Annotated in this window: 6 protein-coding genes and 1 pseudogene; 2 read left to right on the plus strand and 5 right to left on the minus strand. The window is 44.8% G+C overall.

Annotated elements, in window-relative coordinates; all coding sequences use genetic code 11:
* Nucleotides 1-197: 197 nt before the first annotated feature.
* A complete protein-coding gene (locus QL919_RS13785; protein WP_290190049.1) occupies nucleotides 198-1,145 on the plus strand; it encodes a hypothetical protein in 948 nt (315 codons plus the stop codon).
* Between the two features lie 96 nt (nucleotides 1,146-1,241).
* Here the strand turns inward: QL919_RS13785 and QL919_RS13790 are convergent, their stop codons facing one another.
* Entirely contained in the window at nucleotides 1,242-3,377 is a 2,136-nt protein-coding gene (locus QL919_RS13790; RefSeq protein WP_290190050.1) for an NADPH-dependent 2,4-dienoyl-CoA reductase, read from the minus strand.
* Between the two features lie 431 nt (nucleotides 3,378-3,808).
* Here QL919_RS13790 and QL919_RS13795 point away from each other — a divergent pair, with 431 nt between their 5' ends.
* Nucleotides 3,809-5,473 (plus strand): AMP-binding protein, encoded by a 1,665-nt coding sequence (locus QL919_RS13795; protein WP_290190051.1) that lies wholly within the window; start codon nucleotides 3,809-3,811, stop codon nucleotides 5,471-5,473.
* A gap of 107 nt (nucleotides 5,474-5,580) precedes the next feature.
* Here QL919_RS13795 and QL919_RS13800 read toward each other — a convergent pair whose 3' ends face one another.
* From QL919_RS13800 to QL919_RS13815, 4 genes and pseudogenes are all read right to left on the minus strand, one after another.
* On the minus strand, nucleotides 5,581-6,000 hold the full coding sequence (locus QL919_RS13800; protein ID WP_290190052.1) for a YeeE/YedE family protein: 420 nt from the start codon (nucleotides 5,998-6,000) through the stop codon (nucleotides 5,581-5,583).
* Nucleotides 6,001-6,136: 136 nt separating this feature from the next.
* The gene (locus QL919_RS13805; RefSeq protein WP_290190053.1) at nucleotides 6,137-6,574 is read right to left on the minus strand and encodes a YeeE/YedE family protein; all 438 of its coding nucleotides are present in this window, start codon (nucleotides 6,572-6,574) and stop codon (nucleotides 6,137-6,139) included.
* Nucleotides 6,575-6,744: 170 nt separating this feature from the next.
* Nucleotides 6,745-7,878: an aminotransferase class V-fold PLP-dependent enzyme gene (locus tag QL919_RS13810; protein ID WP_290190054.1), complete on the minus strand. Its 1,134-nt coding sequence runs from the start codon at nucleotides 7,876-7,878 to the stop codon at nucleotides 6,745-6,747.
* A 124-nt stretch (nucleotides 7,879-8,002) separates the two neighbouring features.
* Nucleotides 8,003-8,659: pseudogene (locus QL919_RS13815) on the minus strand (glutamyl-tRNA reductase); the annotation flags it as partial.

Raw genomic sequence — 8,659 nt, forward strand, 5'->3', positions numbered from 1 at the left:
ATTAAATAGATATTGATGATAAATTCGTCTATGGGCATCTCACAACTCCATTGTATTCTTGGTCGAAAACAATAGATTAGTGAGGTGCTCTTCTTTTTTCAATCACTTTCGAAGTTGAGAGTGGGGTTGCTTTACAAAAATCTATAGCATAATATATTGCTCTTATAAAATACAAAACATTTATCGAGTATGAAATTATGAATTTAAAGGTTAATTTTTTAGTGATAGCTTTAGCAGCATCACTAGTTGGTTGTGGATCAGATAGTGATTCTTCAAATACTAATGTTTCAGACAGTATACCACCTGAAATAACAAATCCGAACCCTGATCCAAACCCCGATCCAGTTCCAAACCCTTCTTTTACTTCAAATATATTAGGGGATGCTCTAAATAGAGGTTACGCTGGTAGTTACAGTCTTACTTGCGAACAGGTTGTTGCACTTGGAGAGACCAAAACGATAAATAAAACTTTGATGATTAACAAATCTGGAATAAAAATCGATGGTGACACTTTATACAATAATAACGATAAAGGTAGTATTCAAATTCTCAAAGAGGACGTTCTAAATCACGATGTTTTTCTAATTACTCCCCCAGAGGAATCAAAATATTCTCTCTCTTCTATCAGTTATGATGAAGATTTGCGTTCAGAAATCATCACTATAAGTGAAAAGACCGACAATGATTTTGGTATGATTGGTTATACTTGCCCTATTACTTTCAGTAATTCTAGCTACTTCGCAGATAACATAGGTAACATTTTAAGTAAATACGTGGATGAAACTATAAATGTAGAGTGTATTGATTATGCTAATCGCGGTGATGTTATTACAGGTAATGGCGGCCCTAGAACTAATAGAGAGATTTACATCGATGATGATAATTCATTACATGTAGATGACATGGTTTACTATGGTTCGGACTTTAAAAACAATAATTTTTTAGTCCTCAGTTTCCGCGTTTTAGATTCTGATAATAAATTCCAGAACCAGTTTACAAGCACTAATGAAGTTAAAGCTGATAGTCCAAACTCAGACCAAAAGAGAAATTCCGTTACGGTATTTTTTGATGGAGATGATAAGTTTACTGCATTGACTATTAGCACTCCAGATACTCAGGGTATTAGAACTTGCGGTCCTAGATAGTATATCGTATTGATTCTTTGCTAATACTAATATGATAATAAAAGCTGAACATTATGTTTAGCTCTTATTATCTATAAAATATGAAGAATTAAACTTTTAAATACTCGCCGCAACCTCTGCCCCATCACGAATGGCGCGTTTAGCATCTAGCTCAGCGGCCAATTTTGCACCACCAATGAGATGGTATTGCGCGTCTGGCGCATCGCCAACGTTTGGCATCAACTCAACGACGGATTCTTGACCGGCGCAAACCACCACGCTATCGACACGGAGCAACTGGCTTTGACCTTGACCGTTGGTGACCCAAATGCCTTCGTTGGTGATTTTATCATACTGCACGCCAGCGACTTGGATGACGCCGTGTGATTTGATATGGGCGCGATGCACCCAGCCAGAGGTTTTATTGAGACCACTGCCCAAGCGACCTTTGGTACGCTGCATCAAGTACACTTGGCGAACCGGCTTAATGGCTTCAGGTTTAATCAAGCCGCCATCCGTTTGGTAACTTGTATCAGAGGTCACGCCCCACTCTTCACGCCACTCGCTGATAGACTGCGGCGTGGTGCGGTAGCTTGGGTCTTTCAGCGCGTCAGGACCGATTTCATCTAGTGATTGACCATGGTTGGCGGTGAGATATTCACTGACATCAAAGCCAATACCGCCTGCACCGATGACCGCGACAGTCTCGCCGACTGATTTTTCACCAGACAGCAATTCAGCATAGCTGATGACTTGTGGCAGCTCAGCACCTTCTAGCTTGCCTTCTAGGCTTCTTGGTACTACGCCTGTCGCGACGATGACATGATGAAATTTCGCTTTCTCTAGCATCGCTTTATCAACCTTAGTATTGAGTTTAATCTCAACGCCTAAGTGCTCAAGCTCATTGATATAGTAGCGAATGGTCTCAAAGAATTCTTCTTTACCAGGGATGACTTTGGCATAGTTAAACTGACCGCCTAAGATGTCTTTTGCTTCAAATAAGGTAACGTCATGCCCACGTAACGCGGCGACGTGAGCTGCTGACATACCAGCAACACCACCACCGATGACTGCGACTTTTTTCGGCTTTTTGGTTTTCTTATAAACCAATTCCGTCTCGTAGCAGGCTTGCGGATTGACCAGACAAGTCGAGCGTTTGTTTTCGAACGTATGGTCAAGACACGCTTGGTTACAGGCGATACAAGTATTGATGCGATCCGTCTGACCGTTTTTGGCTTTATTGACCCAATGCGCATCAGCTAGGAACGGACGCGCCATTTGAATCATATCGGCTTGACCATTGGCGACGATATCCTCTGCCGTCTCTGGCATGTTGATACGGTTGGCCGCCATCATTGGGATACTGATGTGCTTTTTAATCTCAGCGGTGAAATCAACAAAGGCGGCGCGCGGGACGCTGGTGACAATCGTCGGTACACGCGCTTCATGCCAGCCGATGCCGGTATTCATAATGGTGACGCCCGCTTCTTCTAGCGCTTTGGCGACAGTAATAACCTCGTCCATGACATTGCCGTCTTTGACCAAGTCAATCACTGACAAACGGAAGAGAATGATAAAGTCTTCGCCTGCCGCTTTACGTACGGCTTTGACCACGTCTACCGCAAACCTCATACGATTTTCAATGTCACCGCCGTATTTATCGGTACGCTTGTTGACGTGACGCGATAAGAACTGATTGAGCAAATAGCCTTCTGAGCCCATGATTTCAACACCGTCATAACCCGCTTGCTTGGCAAGGCGAGCTGAACGAGCAAAATCCTCGACCGTTTGCTCGATGTTTTTGATGCTCATTTTACGTGGTTTAAACGGCGTAATAGGGGATTTAATCGGGCTAGAAGAAACGATAAACGGATGATAACCGTAGCGACCACTGTGCAAGATTTGCATGATAATTTTGCTGTCATGCTTGTGCACAGCACGAGTAACGCGCTGATGGTTGATGACGTCCATTTTGGTATTCATGGTACCGCCAGCTGGTAGCAACCACCCTTCACGATTGGGTGAGATGCCGCCCGTAATCATCATTGCCACGCCGCCCTTTGCACGCTCTTCAAAATAAGCAGCAAGCTTGCCATAGTTATAAAAACGGTCTTCAAGTCCGGTATGCATCGAGCCCATGACCAAACGGTTTTTAAGGCTAGTAAAACCCAAATCAAGTGGCTCAAATAAGTGCGGATAGTGTTCGTTGGTGCTAGCAGTCTCAATGGTGTTGGCGGTGCGGCTGGCGGTCATATCATTTTCCTTATGAATGGTTGGGGACTATTTCTAAAAAGAGTTAGGCGTCATAAATACAGTTAAGTGATTTAAAAACAATCAGGATTTTCAAAATTGCTCAACTGTGGGATTTAGTATTACCGTTATCCTAACACACCGCTATTATTATCAGCTATGCGGACAAACGACTGATGAGTGAGCAATATATTACTGCGAATGATTAACAGCACCATTTATCCATCAATTTTATGCTATTTGGTTAAGTAAACCCCACAAAACCTGCCCAAATTTTAGTGCGATTGGCTATAATGGTTAAGGCGTCGCTGCTTAAAGTTGTTGTATAAATAAACCAGGTATCAAGCCAATCATGGGCTTTACTGGATATTAGCAAGCGCTTCGCTAAATCCCTGCACCATCGAATACTAGCAATACGATAAAGGACTATCCTAATGACAGACTTCCACACAGGTCTTGGCAAAAATGCGGCCAACCATCAACCGCTTACCCCTATTGACTTCATCATTCGTAGCGCACAGGTTTATCCTGATAAAACCGCCATCCTCTATGACGATTTAGAACACAATAACCTCACACAAACGTGGCAACAGACTTATGACCGTTGTCGTCAATTGGCTGACGGTCTGCGCAAACTGGGTATCGATAAAAATGATACGGTGGCAGTGATGATGCCTAACACCCCAGCGATGGTCGAATGCGCTTTTGGCGTACCCATGTCAGGCGGTGTACTTTGTACGCTTAATACTCGACTGGATATCAATGCGTTAAGTTTTTGTCTGCAACACTCAGAAGCCAAAGTATTAATCTTAGATAGCGAGTTTGCTGAGCATGCTGAGATGATTGATGAAGCTTTTCCCAATCTAATCGTGATTCATGCAACCGATGCAGCGCTCGATATCGAGCGTTTTGGTAGTATGAGCTATGAAGAATTAATCGCCAGCTCAGACAGTTTGGATAATTGGGAAAAACCATTAGATGAATGGGATGCTATCGCACTCAACTATACCTCTGGCACCACTGGCAAACCCAAAGGCGTGGTCTATCACCATCGCGGTGCGACGCTCAATGCCGTTTCCAACATTTTAGATTGGGACATGCCCAAGCACCCGATGTATCTATGGACGCTACCATTATTCCACTGTAATGGTTGGTGTTTCCCATGGACCATCGCTGAGCGCGCGGGCGTCAACGTTTGCTTGCGTAAGATTGACGCTGATTTGATTTTGCAGCTGATTGCCAAGCATCAAGTCACGCATTATTGCTCAGCGCCTGTGGTACATAATATAATTGCTGGCGGCAAACCTGAATATAAAGAAGCCATTAATCATGAAGTTAAAGGCTGGGTCGCTGGTGCGCCGCCGTCTGAAACCATGCTTGCCGCCATGGAAGCAATGGGCTTTCATATCTCGCACGTTTATGGTCTCACCGAAGTCTATGGACCGGTCACTGTCTGCGCTGAACAACAAGAATGGGATGCGCTTGATGTCGCTGCTCGTGCGCAAAAGAAATCACGCCAAGGTGTGACGTCACATTTGATGACAGGCTTTGAGCTTTTTAAACAAGGCACCACTGAGCCGGTTGTTGCTGATGGCGAAGAGATGGGCGAGCTGGCACTGCGCGGTAATATGGTAATGAAAGGCTATCTAAAAAGCCGTAAAGCGACCGAAGAAGCCTTTGCCGACGGTTGGTTCCGCACCGGTGATTTGGGCGTCAAATACCCTGACGGTTATATCAAAATCATGGACAGGCTAAAAGACATCATCATCTCAGGTGGCGAAAATATCTCTAGTATCGAAGTCGAAAACGTCTTATATAAAATGCCTGAAGTGCAAAGCTGTGCTGTTGTCGCCGCACCACATGATAAATGGGGCGAAGTGCCTGTCGCCTTTATCGAGATTCATGCTGGTAGCACCTTGCAACGCGATAATGTGATGGCGCATTGCAAGCAGCATTTGGCTGGCTTTAAAGTACCTAAATATATTATCTTTGCTGAAATACCAAAAACCAGCACCGGTAAAGTACAGAAGTTTGAGCTGCGTCAGGCGGCAAAATCATTGGCTCACGAAACGCCAAAAGTCAGCCCAAGTGCTACATAAAAAGTGCAATATAAGATTTTTTTATAATAATTAATTGAGCATAATAAAGGTCAGCCTAATGAATGTAGGCTGACCTTTTTGCTTGGCTATTATTACGCAAGCCCATACTAATTAAGCTTTGGTTCAAGCCATTGATAAACCAGCATACCGATTATCATCGCTGGGATAAAGACATAAGCCTGCCACTGTCCTGTACCAAGCAGCACGATTCCTGGTCCTGGGCAAATCCCCACCAAACCCCAACCGATACCGAATAGCATCGCGCCAATCACCAGTCTCTTGGTTATCTTAGTTTTAGTGGGCATTTCAATGTCATCTCCTACCCAACTAATACGCTGACGTCTAGCCAACTGCACGCCGACTATCGCTACCGCTAGACCGCCACCCATCACCAGTGCCAGAGAAATATCCCAAGCACCAAAGACATCCAAAAAGCCTTGTACTTTAACAGGGTCGGTCATGCCTGATATCAGCAGTCCAAAGCCGAATAATAACCCTGCCAGTAATCCAATTATATTTTTTAGCATTGTTGTGTCTCGCTATTATCTTGTGTTCATCGTATTAAATGCGGTTTCTGCCATACTTTTGAGCGCTATTTAGCCGTTACTTGCTATTTATCTGCTAGCTAGTAGACGTTTACCGAATAGCTATGCTACTCATTATTTACAGCAGCCCTAGTACATGCCGACCGATATAAACGGTCACGATACCAAAAAACATAAAGGTCACCGTCGCCGCCATCGAACGTGGTGACAGTCGCGCATTACCGCAGATACCATGGCCGCTAGTACAGCCTGAACCTAAACGCGTGCCAAAACCGACCAGCAAACCTGCGCCAATTAACAAAGGTAAAGATGTGCTGACCTCGACATCAGGCAGCGGTCTTGCCAATTTATATAATAATGGAGAAATGACCAAACCCACGATGAATAAAACTTGCCACATCTCTACGCGCTTGGGCTTTAAAAGACTTGAGAAAATACCACTAATACCCGCAATACGACCAATACCCAATAGCAGAATAACGGTCGCCACCCCTAGCATCAGACCGCCTACCAATGAGATTGGCGTAAATGCCTGCCAGTCTATTTGTATACTCATAATATTTACCTAAGCCAATTTTTATTAAATGCAAACTTAACATTCGTTTTATATAAATACATTATATTATAAAATATAATAAATAGGTAAAAAATACTGAACCCATATGAAACAGGCTCAGTATTCTTTTTACGCTAAAAACAGCTTCATTAATGTGGTAATTGTTTACACTATTTAGCCAATACCTCATCAAGCGCTTTTTCAAAACGTTGTACCGCACCATCGACATCGGTCAATTTATCGAGACCAAACAGACCTAAGCGGAAGGTCTTGAAGTTCTCAGGCTCGCCTACTTTTAACGGAACCCCAGCAGCGATTTGCACGCCAGCTTCAGCAAAGGCGCTACCTTTGTGCATGTCATCACGGTCAGTGTAAGACACAACCACGCCTGGCGCTTCAAAACCTTTCGCCGCAACGCTTTCTATACCTTTGGCTTCGAGCACCTCACGAATGCGCTTGCCCAATTGCCACTGCGCATCACGCAATGTCTCAAAGCCAACTTCTTTGGCCTCGCTAACGGTATCGCGAAACTGACGTAAGCTATCGGTTGGCATCGTTGCATGGTACGCATGACCGCCATTTTCATAAGCGCGCATGATGTTTAGCCACTGCTTTAGGTCAATACTAAAACTATCGGACTCAGTGCTATCTACTTTTTGTACGGCAGCGTCGCTTAACATGACCAAGCCTGCGCCCGGTGTGCTGCTCCAGCCTTTTTGCGGCGCGCTAATCAGCACATCAATGCCCAAGTCCTTCATATCGAGCCAGATGCAACCTGAAGCGATACAGTCAATGACCAATAGGCCGCCAACGCTATGAACAGCTTCAGCCAATGCTTTGATATAGTCTTCTGATAGGATGATGCCAGATGAGGTTTCAACGTGCGGGGCAAAAACCATCGCTGGTTTTTCAGCTTTAATTTTGGCAACAGCTTCGTCGATAGCGACTGGAGAAAATGGCTTTGGCGTATCACCCTCTTCACGATTGGCAGTCAATACCGTAGACGACTTGGCAATTTTGCCTTTTTCTAAGATTTGCGTCCAGCGATAGCTAAACCAACCGTTACGAATAATCAGGCAGTCTTCATCATTGGCCAGTTGACGTGCCACCGCTTCCATACCATACGTACCAGAACCTGGAACGATGGCGACGGCATCAGCGTTATAGACTGATTTTAGGTCGCTAGATAAGTCGTTCATGACTTGCTGAAAGACTTTTGACATGTGGTTTAGGGCGCGGTCAGTATAGACCACTGAATATTCTAATAAGCCGTTTGGATCAATATCTTGACGTAATGCAGTCATGGGACGCTCCTTGCTCGTTGTCGGGTTTTTGAATTAGTACAATGTGTGTTTTTCGCCCTATCGATTATAGGGGGTAATCTATCAAAAAACCAACCCGTGTTTAGTGAACGATGCAGTGGACAGTTTAACGGCTGCGGTGGGCGTCTTGTAACCCAGAAACCACAAAGTCTAGCAACTCACTGTCCCCTTCACGGGCAGCTTTGCGCATCAGCTTAGACGGTGCATGGGTCAGCGTCTGCGTCAGACGACGTGACAGCTCGGTTATGATGTCCTCTGGACTGGCATTGTCTTGCTGTAATTTAGCAATGGACTCATGTAGGAGTTTGTCCACTTGGTCATGCGTACGCGCACGATACTGCTGAATGTCTTTGCCCACTTGACGCACCTGAAAGCTGCGATCCATCTCAACCACTAACTGACTGACGAGCAACTCTGCATCAACTGCCGCCTGCCTGCGCTGCTCGATGTTACCGGCTATCACGTGCTGCAAATCATCGACAGAGTACAGATAAACATCATCAATACGGCTAATGGTCGAATCAATATCACGCGGAACTGCCAAGTCAATCATCAGCATCGGCTGATAACGACGACGCTTTAATGCCTGCAAAGTCATGGTTTTATCAATCAACAAATCCATACTGCCACTACAACTACTGACTATATCGGCCTCTCCCAATACTTGCGGCAGCTCTTGTAATGTTCTGACTTCGACACGGCGGTTAGGGTTACGCAGCTCAGCCGCCAAGGCTTCTGCACGCTCAGGATTACGGTTACAAAT

It is taken from the genome of Psychrobacter sp. APC 3426 (assembly GCF_030408035.1).
Taxonomy (GTDB): Bacteria; Pseudomonadota; Gammaproteobacteria; order Pseudomonadales; family Moraxellaceae; genus Psychrobacter.

What these genes read in the sequence shown, in the direction of transcription:
- QL919_RS13785 (WP_290190049.1), top strand. Translation starts at nt 198, where the DNA reads ATGAATTTAAAGGTTAATTTTTTAGTGATAGCTTTAGCAGCATCACTA.
- QL919_RS13790 (WP_290190050.1), bottom strand. Translation starts at nt 3,377, where the DNA reads ATGACCGCCAGCCGCACCGCCAACACCATTGAGACTGCTAGCACCAAC.
- QL919_RS13810 (WP_290190054.1), bottom strand. Translation starts at nt 7,878, where the DNA reads ATGACTGCATTACGTCAAGATATTGATCCAAACGGCTTATTAGAATAT.
- QL919_RS13800 (WP_290190052.1), bottom strand. Translation starts at nt 6,000, where the DNA reads ATGCTAAAAAATATAATTGGATTACTGGCAGGGTTATTATTCGGCTTT.
- QL919_RS13795 (WP_290190051.1), top strand. Translation starts at nt 3,809, where the DNA reads ATGACAGACTTCCACACAGGTCTTGGCAAAAATGCGGCCAACCATCAA.
- QL919_RS13805 (WP_290190053.1), bottom strand. Translation starts at nt 6,574, where the DNA reads ATGAGTATACAAATAGACTGGCAGGCATTTACGCCAATCTCATTGGTA.